Source organism: Burkholderia sp. ABCPW 14, from assembly GCF_001523835.1.
Lineage (GTDB): Bacteria > Pseudomonadota > Gammaproteobacteria > Burkholderiales > Burkholderiaceae > Burkholderia > Burkholderia mayonis.
The window spans coordinates 53,313-71,243 of sequence record NZ_LOVS01000070.1 but is presented as its reverse complement, the minus strand read 5'-3'; the positions used below and the strand labels follow the sequence as shown (position 1 = coordinate 71,243).

At 67.6% G+C, this 17,931-nt stretch carries 12 protein-coding genes; 8 read left to right on the top strand and 4 right to left on the bottom strand.

Annotated features, from left to right (window positions below):
• The first annotated feature begins 157 nt into the window (after window positions 1–157).
• On the top strand, window positions 158–2,482 hold the full coding sequence (locus WS62_RS10235) for an FdhF/YdeP family oxidoreductase (protein ID WP_066570740.1): 2,325 nt from the start codon (window positions 158–160) through the stop codon (window positions 2,480–2,482).
• Between the two features lie 12 nt (window positions 2,483–2,494).
• Window positions 2,495–3,403 (top strand): bestrophin family protein, encoded by a 909-nt coding sequence (locus WS62_RS10230; RefSeq protein ID WP_066570739.1) that lies wholly within the window; start codon window positions 2,495–2,497, stop codon window positions 3,401–3,403.
• A gap of 83 nt (window positions 3,404–3,486) precedes the next feature.
• Here WS62_RS10230 and WS62_RS10225 read toward each other — a convergent pair whose 3' ends face one another.
• Both WS62_RS10225 and WS62_RS10220 read right to left on the bottom strand, forming a co-directional pair.
• Complete coding sequence (locus tag WS62_RS10225) at window positions 3,487–4,800, bottom strand: Nramp family divalent metal transporter (RefSeq protein ID WP_066570738.1); 1,314 nt, start codon at window positions 4,798–4,800, stop codon at window positions 3,487–3,489.
• A 136-nt stretch (window positions 4,801–4,936) separates the two neighbouring features.
• Entirely contained in the window at window positions 4,937–6,193 is a 1,257-nt protein-coding gene (locus WS62_RS10220) for an oxalate decarboxylase family bicupin (protein ID WP_066570737.1), read from the bottom strand.
• 288 nt (window positions 6,194–6,481) lie between these two features.
• On the opposite strand from WS62_RS10220, the gene WS62_RS10215 reads away from it, so the two are divergent.
• On the top strand, window positions 6,482–8,071 hold the full coding sequence (locus WS62_RS10215) for an ABC transporter substrate-binding protein (protein WP_066570736.1): 1,590 nt from the start codon (window positions 6,482–6,484) through the stop codon (window positions 8,069–8,071).
• A gap of 192 nt (window positions 8,072–8,263) precedes the next feature.
• Here WS62_RS10215 and WS62_RS10210 read toward each other — a convergent pair whose 3' ends face one another.
• Together WS62_RS10210 and WS62_RS10205 are read right to left on the bottom strand one after the other, a co-directional pair.
• Window positions 8,264–8,869: a 2OG-Fe(II) oxygenase gene (locus tag WS62_RS10210; protein ID WP_066570735.1), complete on the bottom strand. Its 606-nt coding sequence runs from the start codon at window positions 8,867–8,869 to the stop codon at window positions 8,264–8,266.
• Window positions 8,870–8,982: 113 nt separating this feature from the next.
• Window positions 8,983–12,384, bottom strand: coding sequence for an autotransporter domain-containing protein (locus WS62_RS10205; protein WP_082720845.1), 3,402 nt, complete (start codon window positions 12,382–12,384; stop codon window positions 8,983–8,985).
• Between the two features lie 481 nt (window positions 12,385–12,865).
• On the opposite strand from WS62_RS10205, the gene sapR reads away from it, so the two are divergent.
• The 5 genes from sapR (at window position 12,866) to nikC (ending at window position 17,930) form a co-directional block, all read left to right on the top strand.
• A complete protein-coding gene (gene sapR, locus WS62_RS10200) occupies window positions 12,866–13,756 on the top strand; it encodes a sap1 transcriptional regulator SapR (RefSeq protein ID WP_066570734.1) in 891 nt (296 codons plus the stop codon).
• Between the two features lie 11 nt (window positions 13,757–13,767).
• Entirely contained in the window at window positions 13,768–14,154 is a 387-nt protein-coding gene (locus WS62_RS10195; RefSeq protein WP_066570733.1) for a M15 family metallopeptidase, read from the top strand.
• Between the two features lie 104 nt (window positions 14,155–14,258).
• Entirely contained in the window at window positions 14,259–15,860 is a 1,602-nt protein-coding gene (locus WS62_RS10190; protein WP_066570732.1) for an ABC transporter substrate-binding protein, read from the top strand.
• Between the two features lie 21 nt (window positions 15,861–15,881).
• Window positions 15,882–16,952 (top strand): ABC transporter permease, encoded by a 1,071-nt coding sequence (locus WS62_RS10185; protein WP_066570731.1) that lies wholly within the window; start codon window positions 15,882–15,884, stop codon window positions 16,950–16,952.
• A gap of 36 nt (window positions 16,953–16,988) precedes the next feature.
• Window positions 16,989–17,930, top strand: coding sequence for a nickel transporter permease (nikC, locus tag WS62_RS10180; RefSeq protein WP_066570730.1), 942 nt, complete (start codon window positions 16,989–16,991; stop codon window positions 17,928–17,930).
• The last annotated feature ends 1 nt before the right edge of the window (window position 17,931 follow it).

The following is a 17,931-nucleotide window of genomic DNA, read 5'->3' as shown; positions in this document are numbered from 1 at the left end:
TTGTCGATACATAAGAGTACAGTTTCTTGACGCAGCGCACCATAAATGCGAACTGTACCCTTTTTCTTTCCGGCGAGGTGTGCTCCCGGCCCACGCCGCCGAGCGCGTACGCTTCGTTGCATCGCCGTCCCCAACCGGCGCTCAGACTCTTCAAGACATGAAAACCAAGCAACCCGATGCGCGCATCGAACCGTACGCCCATCCGGCGGGCGGCTGGGGCGCACTCAAGTACGTCGCGATCAACCTGTTCAAGGAAAAGGTATCGGGCGGCAACTACCGCGCGCTGCTGCGCCAGAACCAGCCGGACGGCTTCGACTGCCCCGGCTGCGCGTGGCCCGATCGCCAGCACGCGTCGACGTTCGAATTCTGCGAGAACGGCGTGAAAGCCGTCGCCGCCGAGGCGACCGCGAAGCGCGTGACGCCCGCGTTCTTCGCCGAGCACACGGTCGCGTCGCTCCTCGAACAGTCCGACTACGCGCTCGAGCAGCACGGGCGCCTCACCGATCCGATGGTCTACGACGCGGCAACCGATCGCTACGTGCCGATCGCGTGGGACGCCGCGTTCGAGCTGATCGCGCGGCATCTGCGCGCGCTCGGCGATCCGGACCGCGCGGCGTTCTACACGTCGGGCCGCGCGAGCAACGAGGCCGCGTTCCTGTATCAGTTGCTCGTGCGCTACTACGGCACGAACAACTTCCCCGACTGCTCGAACATGTGCCACGAGGCGACGAGTCGCGGGCTGCCGGCCACGGTCGGCGTCGGCAAGGGCACCGTCACGCTCGACGATTTCGAAGCGGCCGACACGCTGCTGATCTTCGGCCAGAATCCGGCGACGAACCATCCGCGGATGATGGGCGAGTTGCGCGAATGCGCGAAGCGCGGCGCGACGATCGTGTCGATCAATCCGCTGAAGGAGCGCGGGCTCGAACGCTTCGCGAGCCCGCAGCACCCGGCCGAGATGCTGACGATGTCGAGCACGCCGATCGCGTCGATGTTCGTGCAGCCGGCCGTCGGCGGCGATTTCGCGCTGATCAAGGGCGTCGCGAAGCGCGTGGTCGAGCTCGACGACGCGGCGCGCGAGCGCGGCGACGCACGCGTGCTCGACGTCGACTTCATCGCCGGGCATACGGCCGGCTTCGACGCGTTCGCGTCCGATCTGCGCGCGGAAAGCTGGGCCGCGCTGACCGCGGAAAGCGGCGTGTCGCACGAGCAGATCGACGCGCTCGCGCAAGTCTACGTGCGCGGCGAGCGCGTGATCGCGACGTGGGGAATGGGCATCACGCAGCACAAGCACTCGGTTGCGACCGTGCACATGCTGTCGAACCTGATGATGATGCGCGGCAACATCGGCCGCCCCGGCGCGGGCCTCTGCCCCGTGCGCGGGCATTCGAACGTGCAGGGCAACCGCACGGTCGGCATCGAGGAGAAGCCGTCCGACGCGTTCCTCGACCGGCTCGGCCAGGCGTTCGGCTTCGCGCCGCCGCGCGGCCACGGCTACGACGTCGTCGAGACGATCGAAGCGATGCTCGACGGCCGCATCGGCGTGTTCATCGGTCTCGGCGGCAACTTCGCGATGGCGACGCCCGACACGCCGCGCACGTGGCAGGGCCTGCGCAATTGCGGCCTGACCGTCCACATCACGACGAAGCTGAACCGCAGCCACCTCGTGCACGGCCGCGAAGCGCTGATCCTGCCGACGCTCGGCCGCACCGAGATCGATCTGCAGAACGGCGTCGCGCAGGGCGTGACGGTCGAGGATTCGATGTGCATGGTTCACGTGTCGTACGGAATGAACAAGCCGGCGTCGCCGCGCCTGCTGTCGGAGACCGCGATCGTCGCGCGGCTCGGGCATGCGCTCTTCGGCAGCGGCGAAATCGACTGGCTCGGCTACATGAACGACTACGCGAAGATCCGCGACGCGATCGAGGCGAGCATCGAAGGCTTCGACGATTACAACGCGCGGATAGCGCAGCCGGGCGGCTTCCACATGCGGATCGCGTCGCGCGAGCGCGAATGGCTCACGCCGACCGGCAAGGCGAACTTCATCGTTCACGCGCTGCCCGTCGACTCGCCGATCCAGCGCGCCCGCGCGCGCTACGGCGAGCGGCTGATGACGCTGATGACGACGCGCTCGCACGATCAGTACAACACGACGATCTACGCGCTCGACGACCGCTATCGCGGCGTGTTCGGCCAGCGGCGCGTCGTGTTCGCGAACGCGGCCGACCTCGCGATGCTCGGCTTCGAAGCGGGTGAGCGCGTCGATCTCGAAACGGTGTGGGACGACGGGATCGAGCGGCGCGTCCACGGGTTCCTGCTCGTCGCGTACGACATTCCGCGCGGCTGCCTCGGCGCGTACTACCCGGAGACGAATCCGCTCGTGCCGCTCGACAGCGTCGGCGACGTCTGCAACACGCCGACGTCGAAGTCGATTCCGGTGCTGATGCATCGGTCCGCAGCCGATGCGCGGCAAGCGGCATGACACGGTGACCGTATGATCGTCAGACCGCGCGAGCACTGGTTCCGGATGCTGTTCGTCTGGGACGGTTCGGTGCTCCAATCGATTCTGCCGCAGCTCGCGCTGATGAGCGCCGTGAGCGTCGTCGCGCTGCTGACGGACGGCCGCATTCTCGGCGAGAAGGTACCGCTCAACCCGACGCCGTTCACGCTCGCGGGCCTCGCGCTTGCGATCTTCGCCGCGTTCCGCAACAACGCGAGCTACGACCGCTACTGGGAGGCGCGCAAGCTGTGGGGCGGCGTGCTGACGGCGGCGCGCGCGCTGACGTCGCAGGCGCTCAGCTACGACGCGACAGCCGACGGCGCCGCGTTCGCGCGCGCGACGGCGGGCTTCGTGTACGCGCTCAAGCACCAGTTGCGCGGCACCGATCCGGCGGACGACCTGCGCCGCTGCCTGCCCGCCGACTGGATCGCGCCCGTCGCGGCCGCGCAATATCGGCCGGTCGCGATCCTGCACGCGCTGCGCGGGCGGCTCGCCGAGCGGCATCGCGGCGGCGCGCTGACCGGCACGCAGCTCTGGATGCTCGACGCGCAGGTCAACGAGCTCGGCGCGAAGCTCGCGGGCTGTGAGCGGATCGCGTCGACGCCGATTCCGTTTCCGTATCACGTGCTGCTGCACCGGACCGTCTACGCGTACTGCGTGATGCTGCCGTTCGGGCTCGTCGATTCGATCGGCATCGCGACGCCGTTCGTCGCGGTGTTCGTGTCGTACACGCTGATCGCGCTCGATGCGATCGCCGACGAAATCGCCGATCCGTTCGGCGACGGGCCGAACCATCTCGCGCTCGATGCGCTGGCGCGGCAGATCGAGCGCTCGCTGCTCGAATTGGCCGGCGTGCCGCTGCCGGATGAAGTGCCCGCCGGGCCGAGCTATCGGCTGTCGTGACGGCGGCGGTGCGGCGACCGATGTCTTTTCCGCACCACGCGCCGGGTGCCGCATGCGCCGCTCGCCGTCCGTCACGCCTTCGTTCAATCGAACGCCGCCCAGATCAGATACACGTTCAACGCGACGATCGCGGCCGCCGCCGCGCTCGCCGCGACGACCATCGGCATGCGCAGCGCATAATCGCCGAGCACCGCGCGCCGGCTCGACAGCCGCAGCAGCGCGACCATCGGCAGCGGCAGCACGAGGCTCAGCACGACCTGGCTCAGCACCATCGCGCGCGTGACGTCGCAACCGAGCGCGACGATCGCGAACGCGGGCGCGATCGTCACGAGCCGCCGCACCCAGATCGGCACACGGCGGCGCAGGAAGCCCTGCATCACGACCTGCCCGGCGAGCGTGCCGACGACCGAGCTCGACACGCCCGACGCGAGCAGCGCGACGAGAAAGAGCGCGCCCGCCGCCGGTCCGAGCAGCGGAATCAGCGTGTGATACGCGTCGCCGATGTCGGCCATTCCCGGCATCGTCTCGTGGAACGCCGACGACGCCATCATCACCATCGCGATGTTCACGAAGCCGGCGACGCCGAGCGCGACCGTCACCTCGCGGTTCGAGAAGCGCAGCAGCAGCCGGCGCTCGCGGTCGTCGCGCGGCGTCGTGCGCTGCTGCGTGAGGCCCGAGTGCAGATAGAGCGTGTGCGGCATGATCGTCGCGCCGATGATGCCGACCGCGAGCGTGAGCGCCGCGCGGTCGCGCAAGTGCGGCACGACGAGATGGTAGGCGGCCGCATGCCAGTCCTGCGGCGCGATCAGCAGTTCGCCGAGATAGCTCGCGCCGATCACGCCGACCAACGCCGCGATCGCCGCTTCGAGCGGCCGGAAGCCGCGCTTTTCGAGCGTGAGGATCGCGCAGGTCAGCACGGCCGTCGCGCCCATCCCGACGATGAGCGGCAAATGGAACAGCAGTCCGAACGCGAGCGCGCCGCCCAGGAATTCGGCGAGGTCGGTCGCCATCGCGGCGATCTCCGACGCCGCCCACATCCCCCAGACGACGGGCAGCGGAAAATGCTCGCGGCACAGCTCGGCGAGGTTGCGGCCCGTCACGATGCCGAGCTTCGCCGACATCGCCTGGAACACCATCGCGATCACGTTCGCGGCCAGCACGACCCACAGCAGCGCGTAGCCGTACGCGGCGCCCGCCTGGATATTGGTCGCAAAGTTGCCGGGGTCCATGTAGCCGATCGACGCGATCACGGCCGGCCCGACGAACGGCAGCGCGGCCGCGACGCCCTTGCGGCGCCCTTCGAGCGCGTCGCGCGCCGCGCGGACGGTGCGCGACGTCGCCTCGCCGGCCAGCGCGAAATCGCCAGCGGATTTGCTTATCGTGGTGGAGGAAAGCATGGTGTGTGTCCGTTCGAGTTCTGAATGGTTCGGAGTGTTTCTGAATGCGCGGCGCGGCAAGCCGGAACGCCCGCCGGCCGCGCGGCCGGGCGGCGGCCGCCGCCGTGACCGTTTCGGCCGCTCGCCCGCCGCGCGATTACGCCGGCACCACGTCCGGCCGGTTGCGCGGAAAGCGCGCGATCACGTCGGGCGCGACGTTCAGGTGCGCTTCGACGAGCTTCGGCGGCGTGTGCGCGAGCCAGTCGGACAACGACACCTCCGCGTAGCGGTCAGCCTTGAAAATCTCGAGGAACACGAGATCGGTATTGCCCGTGTTCTGCACGTAGTGGCCGAGGCTCTTCTTCACGTAGCCGACGTCGCCCGCGCGGAAATCCGCCGTCTGCGCCTTCGGGCCGGTGTCGAACACCGTCATCCGCGCCTGGCCCCGGATGTAGTACTGCCATTCGTCCGCGTTCGGGTGCCAGTGCAGCTCGCGCATGCCGCCCGGCTTCACCGTGACGAGCGCGGCCGCGACCGTCTTCGACACGTCGAAAGTCGTGCTGTCGACGATCCGCACTTCGCCGCCGCGCGTCTTCACGGTCGGCTTCATGTCCCCCATCGAGAAGATGAACGGATGCGTCGGCGCGCCGCGCGACGACGCCGACGCCCGCTGCGCATCCGCGAGCGCCCCCGGATCGTCGCCCTGGAAAATCCACAGGTTGTCGAGCGGAATGTTCCTGAACGCTTCGGCGGGCACGCCGAAGTTCAGCGCGAGCACGTCGGGCGGCGTGTGGGCGATCCAGTCCGTCACCAGCAGCGTGTTGAATTCGGACGCGCGCCCGTTGTCGAACGCGAGCAGGAATTCGGCGCCGTCGACGCCGAGCCCCTGCAGCGAATGCGGCAGCCCCGGCGGGAAGTACCACAGATCGCCCGCCTTCACGTCCTGCACGGACGACCGCCCTTGCTCGTCGAGCACGGTGATCCGGCAGCGGCCGTCGAGCATGAACGCCCATTCGGCCTGCTGGTGCCAGTGCATCTCGCGAATGCCGCCGCGCGTCAAGCGCATGTTGACGCCGGCAATCGTTTCGGAAATCGCGAAATCGTCCTGGGTGACTTCGCGTGCCCAGCCGCCGTCCTGAATGCGCTTGTGCGAATTATTGAACGACGCCCAGAAAATCGGCATCCCGTTAATATCGGTTGCCGGCGGGCTCTGAAAAGACGGAAATTCGTTCATCAACGCCCGGTTTTTCGGGCCGGGGTCGGTCAGGCTCTGCGGATTGCGCGCATTCACCGCGCCTTCGGGCGGACTATCCGGATTGCCGAACGAAGCAGCCTTCGCGGAAACGGCGATGCCGGCGGCGGCGAGCGCGCCGGCCGTATTGGCGAGCATCTTGCGTCGGGACAGGTTTGTCATGTTTGCCTCTTCTATCGTTTCTCAAAATAATGACTTTCGCGAAATATCGATTTGATTTTCAATAAATCGATCATCCCGCCACGCAAGTTAAATACAAGTAATCAAAAAAATTAAATGACTTGTTAAGATGAATCGATGAATTAATCTGATTTACTTTAAGTTTGTAATATTCGCGTGCCGGCGCGGCGCGTTTTGCGGCGGCGCGGCGGCGCGCCGCGCCGGCCGAGGTTTCTGAAACGCGCCCGGCAATGAGAGAATGGGCTCGACACCCTTTCCGACGGAGTCTCGATGAAGCACTTGCTGTCCAAGCTCGCGGCGAGCGCCGCGCTCATTGCGCTGGCGCCCGCATTCCCCGCGCACGCCGCCACCCCGCCCGGCATCTTCGTGATCGCGACGCAGCTCGGCGAATTCACGACGCTCGATCCGAGCGAGATCTACGAGCTCGTCCCGTCCGAATACGTCGCGAACGCCTATGAGCGGCTCGTACGCGTCGATCTGCGCGATCCGTCGAAGTTCGAAGGCCGGATCGCGCAGTGGTGGAGCGTCGGCGCCGACGGCGCGACCTACACGTTCAAGCTGCGCCCCGGCCTCAAGTTCCACTCGGGCAATCCGGTGACGGCCGACGACGTCGCGTGGTCGTTGCAGCGCACGGTGCTGCTCGACAAGGGGCCGGCCGGCGTGCTCGCGGACCTGGGCCTCACGAAGGACAACGTCGCGCGAAAGGTGAAGAAGATCGACGACATGACCGTATCGATCGAAACCGACCGCAAGTACGCGCCGAGCTTCGTGCTGAACGTGCTGAGCGCCGATCCGGCGTCGATCGTCGACAAGAAGCTGCTGCTGCCGCACGAGAAGAACGGCGATTTCGGCAACGGCTGGCTGAAGAACGCCGACGCGGGCTCCGGCCCGTACCGGCTCGTCAAGTGGACGCCGAACGAGAGCCTCGTGCTGCAACGCTTTGACGGCTACCGCACGCCGTATCCGATGAAGCGCATCGTGCTGCGGCACGTGCCCGAAGCGTCCGCGCAGCGCCTCTTGCTCGAGAACGGCGACGTCGACGCCGCCCGCAACCTGAGCCCCGACAGCCTCGATGCGCTGTCGAAGGCGGGCAAGATCAAGGTCGCGTCGTGGCCCGTGTCCGCGCTGCTGTACCTGAGCCTGAACACGAAGAATCCGAATCTCGCGAAACCCGAGGTGCAAGAAGCGATGAAGTGGCTCGTCGACTACGACGGCATCCAGCGCAACATCGTCAGGACGACGTACAAGGTCCATCAGACCTTCCTGCCGGACGGCTTCCTCGGCGCGCTGAACGCGAATCCGTACAAGCAGAACGTCGAGAAGGCGAAGGCGCTCCTCGCGAAAGCCGGGCTGCCGAACGGCTTCTCGGTGTCGATGGACATGCCGAACGACTACCCATACATCGAGATCGCGCAGGCGCTGCAGGCGAACTTCGCGCAAGGCGGGATCAAGGTGAAGCTGATTCCGGGCGACGCGAAGCAGGCGATCGGCAAGTACCGCGCGCGCCAGCACGATATCTTCATCGGCGAATGGTCGCCCGACTACATGGACCCGAACAGCAACGCGCGCGGCTTCGCATGGAATCCTGACAATTCGGACAACGCGAAGCACAAGCTGCTCGCGTGGCGCAACGGCTGGGACGTACCGCAGCTCACCGCGCAGACCGACGCGGCGCTCGCCGAGCCGTCGACCGCGAAGCGCGCGCAGCAGTATCAGGCGCTGCAAAAAGCGGTGCTCGCGAATTCGCCGTTCGTGATCATGTTCGAGAAGGTCGTGCAGGTCGCCACGCGACCGGGCGTGACAGGCCCGGAGATCGGGCCGATCAACGATCTCGTGTCGTACCAGACGCTGAAGAAGTGACGACGCCGGCGTTCGCTCGGGCTCGGGCTTGGGCTCGGGCTTGCACGATCACGGCGCCGCGCTTCGTCTCGGCGCCGTGATCGTCGGCCGGCTCGTCATTCGCAGTCTCTTCCGAAATCGCGGCCGGCGGAGATCGGCGTATGCATCGGCCGCGGCGATCTTACGCCGCCCGTGCGCACCGACACCCGCCCGTCACGACAGCCATTGCGTCTTGAACATCAGCGTGATCCGCATCGTCGGGCAGGCGCGCGACACGCCGCGCGCAACGTGATAGACGAAGCCCGGAAAAATCAGCAGCCGGTTCGGCTTCGGATACACCGCGGACAGGATGTCGCTGCGGTCCTTGTTGAAGAGTATCGTCTCGCCGCCCCAATCGGCATTCCAGTGCTCGTGCGGGTAATACACCGCCGTGCACGCGCCCGTCGCGAGCGAATCCGTATGCACCGAGCCGTCGACGCCGTAAGGAAGGCCGTTCGCGTAGCAGCTCTGCAGTTCGTGCTGCTTCAGATGGGTCTGCGCCAGTCGTTGCCAGCATGCATGCAACGGTGGCGCGGCACGCGCCAGTTCGTCGCCCGCGCCCGGCCCGACGCGGGATCGAGCAGGGTCCGTCGCGCCCGCAAAATGCCGATTCCAGAACGGCTGCGTCCCCGCGCCGTTGTGCGAGCGCCAGCCGTGGCTCCATTGGCCCGTCGACAGGAATCGGTAGATTTCCGCGTGCTCGCGCGGCGGCAGCAGATCGTCGATGATCGTGATGTCCTGCCAGGCGCCGGACGCGCCCGGCCGGGATGAAATATCCATCGTTGTCCCCGTGAATGTCGATGACGGCCCGATGCGCCACCCGCGTTGCCGCAACGGCCACGCACGCGACGCGCGGGGCGCGGCCGTTGTCCGATCCGCGCCCCGCGCGCCCGTCAGAACTTCCAGTGCAGACTGCCTTGCACCGCATGATCCGACTGACGGCTCGCTAGCGATCCCGAGTAACCGACACTCAGCCGCCCGTTCCTGCCGAGCTCGAGCGCGGCGCTCAGGTTCAGCACCGCCGCATCCTTCGCCGCCGGCACGCTCGACACCGAAAACACGCTGCTCCCCGTCGCGAACGCGAGCGAGCCAACCGGCTGCCCGCCCGTCAGCGCATGCTGCCAACCCGCGCTGCCTTGCAGCGTCAGTTGCAGCCGGGGCGTGAGGCCCAGCCGCGTCTCGCCGCGCACGCCGAGCGTCGAGAACGTCACGTCATGATTGCCTTCCTGCACGCGCAGCGCCGCGGCGCCGCCGGTTTCGGTCGTCCCGTGGTTCTTCAGATGCACGTACGCGATGCGGCCGAACGGCTCGACCGTCGCGGCGACACCGAGTGTGAACTGATAGCCGGTCTCGCCGAAGGCCTGCGTCGTTTCCGCGTTCAGCGTGGTCGTCTCGCTTTCGGCGGCCGCACCGTATTGCACCGCGCGATCGACTCCGCCGCGATGCCATGCATGCACGGCGCCAACGCGCACGCCGAGCGCGCCGGGCTGCCAGCCCGCATACGCGCCGAGGTGGAAGCTGTCGAACGATGCGCACGACGGCTGATCCTTCAAGTGCACACCAGTGTGACTGTAGCCGGCGAAGCCGCCCGCCCGGAGGCCGTCGCGCACGGCGGCGTCCGCGCCGGCGAGAAAGCCGCCCGTCGAGCTCGTGTAGCCGTCGACGTCGCCGCTTCCGCTCGCGCTGCCCCACGAGCCGAGCAGCCGCGCCCACGCGCCGGGCCGGCCCGGCGCGCCGCGCACCGTCCACAAGCGGTCGAGCACCGCGTCGCGCACCTGCCGGCTCTCGTTGATGAGCGCCGCGTAGGCCGCCGGGTAGATCTCGCCCGTCAGTTGCGCGAGCGTCGCCTGCGGCGCCTGCGCCGAAGCCGCGAACAGCACGCTGTTGTAGACCGCGCTGCCCGGATTCACCGTTTCCAGCGCATCGGCGACGCTGCGCTCGTTGTCGGTGCGCGCGACGCTCGCGAATGGCGTCGCATTGCGATCGATCGTCAGGCTCACGTTCGTCGGGCCATAGGCCAGCACCGGGTTGACGAACAGATAGCCGCCCGGCGTATCGAACCTGCCTTCAACGCCGCCCGCCGCGTTCAGGATCTCGAAGCGCTGGCCCAGCACCGAGCGCGACTGGTCGGGCGTGAGCGGAGGCGGCGCGTTCTCGAGCGCGAGCGTCACCGCGCCGCCCTCGATCCGCGCCTGGCCGCCGGCATCGATCCGGTCGCTCGCGCCGCTCGGCGACACCTCGACCGCATAGATCGAACCCTGCGCGAAGCGCACGTCGCCCGACACAGTCAGCGCGCCGACCGAATGCCCGGGCGCGACGGTGCCGTTGGCCGTCGCGGTGAGCGTGCGCACCGTGCCGTTGCCGTTCACGACGCCGCCGTTGCCGACCGACACGCGGCCGCTCGCGCCGTCTAGCGACGCGCGGCCACCGTCGACCGTCACATCGGCCGTCCGGCCCGTGATCGCCGCGACGCCGAGCACGCCGACCGCGACATTGCCGCTCGTTCCGCCAAGCGACGCAAAACCGCTCGCCACCCGCACGTCCGCCGTCGTGCCGGTGACGGCCGCCGTGCCCTGCCGGTCCACCGACAGATTCGCGCTCGTTCCCGCGATCGTCGCGACGCCGCCGTTGACGGCGATGTCGGCCGCGCGGCCGTTCACCGTGAGCCGCCCCGCCGGATTGACCACTGCGCCCGCCGCGATCGAGCCGTCGATCCTCAGCTCGCCGCCGTCGACCGTCGTCAGCCCGCGATAGGTGTTCGCGCCGGCAAGCGTCAGCGTGCCGCCGCCCGACTTCACGAGGCTGCCCTGATACTCGCGCGCCTGATAGGCCGCCTCGCGCGCGGCGCCGACCGCATAGTCGATCCTGTCGCCGTCGCTCGCGCCGGCGGGCAGCCCGCGCTCCCAGCCATTCGTCTTCAGCGTATCGAGCCACGCCCGGTGCTCGGCGTCGTCGTCCAGCTTGCGCGCGGCGAGCGCGACATCGGAAATATCGTTCGACCACACGTCCGCGACGCCCGACGGCAGCGCCGCATCGAATGTGCCGAGCAACTGGCCCGGACCGTTCATCGCCTTTCTCAGGTCGACGAGCCCCCAGCCGCCGAACGTGTTCGGCACGTTCGACGCGCCCGGCTTCGCCGGATGCACGGTCGAGAACAGCCCGTTGTTGGTGTAGTCCGGCCGGCTCGGGTCCGGCTCCATGTTCTGCGCCGTCGTGAACATCAAGGACAGCGCCTGCTCGCTCGTCATGTACGGGAACCGCTCCATGATCAGCGCGAGCGCGGCCGACGCGTGCGGCGCGGCCGCCGACGTACCGTTGAAGTTCGCATAGGTCGCGCCCGTCGGCGCCGACGAGCTGCCGGAGTACGACGTGGACGGCACGCCGGTCGGCGCCATCACGCACCACCACTTCGCGATCCCGCACTTGTTGTAGACCTGGCCGCTCAACTGATCGTAGCCCGTCGTCGTCATCCAGTGCCCTTCGAGCTCCGGATGGAAGTACGCGTACGAGCCGCGCAGGCTGGCGTTGTCGTAGCCGGTGTTGCCCGCGCTGAAGTTGTTGATCACGCCGTCGCGCGACACCTTGGCGGCCGCGTCGAGCCATGTGCCCTGGCCGGTGCGGATGCGCACCGCCTCGTGCAGCTTGTACGCGTCGGCGACGTTCTTCGGCGTGCTGTAGTTTTCGTCGACCGGCTGCGAGCCCCAGCTATTGCTGATGATGCGCACGCCCTTCGCGGCGAGCGCGTCGTAGACCTCGGCGAAATACTCCGCATCCGACGCGGGAAACATCGGATCGGACACGCCGAACCGCAAGCCGTCCGTCGCGTTCGTGTTGCCGACGAACACCTTCGCGTCCGGCGCGACGCCGTGCATGCCGACGCCGTCCCGCGCCCCGCCGACGACGCCGCTCACGAGCGTGCCGTGACTGTTGTTGCTCGCGTTCAGCACGCCCGATACGCCCGCCGCCGTCACCGGAATGAACCGGCTGTCGGGCAGTTCCGGATGCTGCGCATAGTAGCCGGAGTCCAGCACGCCGATCGAGACGTTCGCGCCGGTATAGCCGGCCGCATACGCATACTCGGCGTGCATCGCGCCGAGCCCCCATGCGTTCGTGAATTCCGGCGTGCGCCAGCTCGCCGGGTCGCCTCGCCGGCCCGGGTCCTGGTATGGCGCGACGGGCGCGGTCTGCGCCCATCCGGGGCGGGCCGCGACCGCGGCTGCGGCCGCGACGACCACCGGAACCAGCAGCTTCGACCCTGCGCGCTTCATCGTTCTCGGATATTCACGCCGGGCCATTGAGATTCTCCTCGTATTCCGATTTATTCGTCCTTCCAATATGGATCATTGATTTTTCTCCTTTTATTATTGGCAGCTCAATCGCCCTGCCTCACACTCTTCGCACGCATGTCCGTCTCCCGGCGATCGGCCTCGTCGCCGTGGCAGCGCAGTTCCGGCTTGGCGCACGCCCACGGCCAATGGTGCGCGTCGCCGAACCGGCATCGCCCGCTCGCTTGTTTTGTTTGGAACAAGCGATTAAACAGACGGTGATTTTCATTTCAATGTAATGTTCTGTAATGCGATCGAAATAAGACACGAACAAAAACATCCGCGCAATACTTCAGCCGCGATTCACCGCGCAAAAAAATATAAGTCTTAAATAACGAAGCGCTATGAATAGTTGAGTTTGATAGTTATTTTGATGTGGCACGCCGTATTTTGGCCTTGTTAGATGGATGACAACTTCATCACCCACGACAATCCATTAACACACGCGTCCATGCCTCCCGCCTTCGCCCAGACCGTCGAAGCCCGCTTTGCCGAACTGACGCCCACGGCGAAGCGCATCGCGAGCTACATGCTCGCGAACCTCGACCGGCTCGGCCTCGAAACCGCCGACCAGATCGCGCGGCAGGCCGGCACGAGCGGCATCTCGGTCGGGCGCTTCCTGCGCAGCGTCGGCTACCGCAATCTCGACGACCTGAAGCGCGAGTTGCGCGGCGCGACCGAGCGGCCGTGGATGATCACCGATCGCCTCGACGAATACCGCCGCGTGACGAGCGCATTCGCGCCGGCAAGCGACGAGGCCGCGCCGGACGGCGCACCCGGCCCGCTCGACGACGCGCTCGCGCGCGAGTTCGACGCGATTCGCCACGTGTACCGGCTCGCGAGCACGCCGGCGTTCGCGCAAGTGGCGGACCGCGTCGCGCGGGCGGACGCGGTGTTCATCCTCGGCATCCAGTCGACGCGCGGGATCAGCAACGCGTTCCACAGCTACCTCGAATATCTGCGGCCGCGCGTGTTCTATTCGGATGGGATGTCGGGCTCGTATGTCGATTCGCTGAACGCCGAATTCGCCGATCCGTACTGCATCGTCACCGACACGCGCGCGTACTCGCGAATCGCGCGCCGTTATTGCGACGCGGCCGTCGCGCGGGGCGTGCGCTTCGCGCTCGTCACCGACGTCTACTGCCCGTGGGCGCGCGAGCTGCCGTGCGACCTGCTGCAGGTGAAGACCGACGTCGGCCAGTTCCGGGATTCGCTCGCGCCGCTCACGTGCCTGTTCAACCTGCTGATCAGCGCGGTCGTCGACCGGCTCGGCGATGCGATCGACGCGCGCATCGCGCGCAACCGCGAGTTGCAGCGCGAGCTCGATCAATTCGAACCGTGATACCGCATCCGATGACGCATCCGCACCTCGTCGAAATCACGCCTCGCACGCACGACGTCGACATCGACATCGTCTACGCGACCGACCGGAACTTCGTCGCCGACCTCGGCCTCGGCTCGAATCACAGCCGCGGCACCGCGCTCGACCTGACGCTCGTCGACGCGCACGGCACCGCGCTCGACATGGGTACGGGTTTCGACGAGATGGTGACGGCGTCGCGCCATTTTCACGACGGCCTGCCCGAGTCCGTGCAGCGCAACCGGCTGCTGCTGCTCGGCGTGATGCACGCGGCGGGCTTCATGCACATTCCTGAAGAGTGGTGGCATTACGAGCTGCCCGGCTCGCGCGCATTCCCGCCAATCGACAACGCGGCGAGCGGATCGTGGCGGCTGATGTGACGCCCGCCCGCGCCGCACGCGACAGGCTCGCCACGCCTGCCCCGCAACCGGGCCGAAGCCCGAGCCACGGCCTTCACGCCGAATCCCAGCCCCATGGAGCGCGTATGAAACTCCCGATGCCCAAGCTCGTCTCGGCGCTTGCCGCCGCTTCCGTGCTCGGGGCCGCCCCGGCCCTCGATGCCCACGCGGCGACGCCGAAAGACATGTTCGTGATGGCCACGCTGCTCGACGAATTCATCTCGCTCGATCCGGGCGAAATCTACGAACTGGTGCCCGAAGAATATGTCGCGAACACCTACGACCGGCTCGTGCGCGTCGATCTCGCCGATCCGTCGAAGTTCAACGGCGACGTCGCGCAGTCGTGGACCGTGAGCTCCGACGGCCTCACGTTCACGTTCAAGCTGCGCACGGGCCTCAAGTTCCATTCGGGCAACCCGCTCACGGCCGACGATGTCGCGTGGTCGATCCAGCGCGCCGTGCTGCTCGACAAGGGGCCGGCCGCGGTGCTCGCGGGCATCGGCCTCACGAAGGCGAACGCGCTCGCGAACGTGAAGAAGATCGACGACCTGACGGTCTCGGTGACGACCGACCGCAAGTACGCGCCGACCTTCGTGCTGAACGTGCTCGGCTCGTGGCCGGCGTCGGTCGCCGACAAGCAGCTGCTGCTGTCGCACCAGCAGGGCAACGACTTCGGCAACGGCTGGCTGAAAACCCACGAGGCGGGCTCCGGCGCGTACCGGCTCGTCAAGTGGACGGCGGGCGACAGCATCGTGCTGCAGCGCTTCGACGGCTACCGGCTGCCGCTCGCGATGAAGCGGATCGTGCTGCGGCACGTGCCGGAGGCGGCGAGCCAGCGCCTGCTGCTCGAGAGCGGCGACATCGACGCGGCGCGCGATCTCAGCCCCGACGATCTCGCGGCCGTCGCGAAAAGCGGCAAGGCGAAGGTCGCGCCGTCGCCGCAGGCGACGCTGCTGTACCTCGGCCTCGACACGAAGAATCCGACGCTCGCGAAGCCCGAAGTTCAGGAGGCGCTGAAATGGCTCGTCGACTACAGCGGAATTCAGAGCCACGTCGTGAAGACGACCTACAAGGTTCATCAGACGTTCATGCCGGAAGGCTTCCTCGGCACGCTGAACGCGAACCCGTACAAGCTCGACGTCGCGAAGGCGAAGGCGCTCCTCGCGAAGGCCGGCGTGCCGAACGGCTTCACGGTGACGATGGATGTGCGCAACGACTATCCGTACACCGAGATCGCGCAGGCTGTACAGGCGAACTTCGCGCAGGCGGGCGTCAAGGTGCAGTTGATTCCGGGCGACAACAAGCAGACGCTCGCGAAATATCGCGCGCGCCAGCACGACATCTACATCGGCGAATGGTCTGCGGATTACATCGATCCGCACAGCAACGCGCAAGGCTTCGCATGGAACCCGGATAATTCCGATCGGTCCAGCTACAAGATGCTCGCGTGGCGCAACGCCTGGAACATTCCGCAACTGACCGCGCAAACCGGCGCGGCGCTCGCGGAACCGTCGGCGGCGAAGCGCGCGCAGCTGTATCAGGCGATGCAGAAGGACGTGCTCGCGAAATCGCCGTTCGTGATCCTGTTCGAGAAAGTCGCGCAGGTCGCGACGCGGCCCGGCGTGAGCGGCCTCGAAGTCGGCCCGATCAACGACCTCGTGTCGTATCGCAATGTGAAGAAGCAGTGACGCAATAACCGGATTAGCAACATGTCGACACCCGCCACCTCCCTCGAAGCGCTCCGCACGCTGCCCGCGCGGCGGCCCGGCGTGCGCTGGGCGCTGCGCATCCTGCGCTGGGCGCTCACGCTCGCCGTGACGTTCGCCGGGCTCCTCGCGCTCACGTTCGTGATCGGCCGCAAGGTGCCGATCGACCCGGTGCTCGCCGTGCTCGGCGACCGCGCGTCGGCCGAAGCCTATGCGGCCGAGCGCATCGCGCTCGGGCTCGACAAGCCGCTCGCGACGCAATTCGTGATCTACGCGCGCGACGTGCTGCACGGCAATCTCGGCATGTCGCTGCTGACGTCGAACCCGGTGCTCGACGACATCATGCGTGTGTTCCCCGCGACGCTCGAGCTCGCCACGCTCGCGACGCTGCTCGGCATCGGGCTCGGCGTGCCGCTCGGCGTCGCGGCGGCCGTGAAGCACAACCGGCCGATCGATCACGTCGCGCGCTTCGTCGGCCTGATCGGCAACTCGGTGCCGGTGTTCTGGCTCGGACTGATGGGGCTCCTGCTGTTTTATGCGCGGCTGCACTGGGTCGCCGGGCCGGGACGGCTCGATCCCGTCTATGACGGGATGGTCGATACGCGCACGGGAAGCCTGCTGATCGATTCGGCGCTCGCCGGCGAATGGGACGTGTTCCGCAACGCGTTCGCGCATATCGCGCTGCCCGCCGCGATCCTCGGCTACTACTCGGTCGCGTACCTGAGCCGGATGACGCGCTCGTTCATGCTCGACCAGCTCAGCCAGGAGTACATCGTCACCGCGCGCGCGAAGGGGCTCGCCGAGCGCCGCGTGATCTGGCGGCACGCGTTCGGCAACATCGCGGTGCCGCTCCTGACCGTGATCGCGCTCACATACAGCAACCTGCTCGAAGGCTCCGTGCTGACCGAGATCGTGTTCGCGTGGCCCGGCATCGGCTCGTATCTGACGGGCGCGCTCCTGAACGCCGACATGAACGCGGTGCTCGGCTGCACGCTCGTGATCGGGATCATGTTCATCACGATCAATCTGCTGACGGATGCGCTCTATCGCGTGTTCGACCCGCGCGCCCGCTGACGCGATGCGCGCCCCGCTCGCCCGACCGATTTCTCCATGAACGCTTCACCCGACCGCTCCACCCCGAACCCCGCCGCGCCGACGCTGCGCGCGTGGCTGCTCTGCGACGCGCCCGCATCGCGCCGGCAGGCGACGCTCGGCCTCGCGTACCGCCGCTGGCGGCGCTTCGCCGGCAATCCGCTGAACCTGCTCGGGCTCGCGATCCTCGCCGCGCTCGTCGCGGTCGCGCTCGTCGCGCCGCTCGTCATGCCGCACGATCCGCTGCGCCAGGTGCTCGCCGACCGGCTGCTGCCGCCCGGCTCGCCGTCGCACTGGCTCGGCACCGACCAGCTCGGCCGCGACATCCTCTCGCGTCTGATCGCCGGCTCGCGCCTCACGCTCGGCATCGCGATCCTCGTCGTCGCGATCGTCGTGCCGATCGGGCTCGCGATCGGCACGACGGCCGGCTACTGCGGCGGCCTCGTCGACAGCGCGCTGATGCGGATCACCGACATCGCGCTCGCGTTCCCGAAGATCGTGCTCGCGCTCGCGTTCGCGGCGGCGCTCGGGCCGGGCGTCGTCAATGCGGTGGTCGCGATCTCGATCACCGCGTGGCCCGCGTACGCGCGGCTCGCGCGCGCGGAGACGCTGCGCATCGCGAACGCGGACTTCATCCACGCGGCGCGGCTGCAAGGCGCATCCGACCTGCGGATCGTGCTGCGCTACGTGGTGCCGCTGTGCCTGTCGTCGGTGATCGTGCGCGCGACGCTCGACATGGCGGGCATCGTCCTGACCGTCGCGGGGCTCGGCTTTCTCGGGCTCGGTGCGCAGCCGCCGAGCCCCGAATGGGGCTTCATGGTCGCGTCGGGCCGCAACGTGCTGCTCGATGCGTGGTGGGTCGCGACGCTGCCGGGCGCGGCGATTCTCGTCGTCAGCATCGCGTTCAACCTGCTCGGCGACGGTCTGCGCGACGTCTTCGATCCGCGTCATGGAGCCTGAC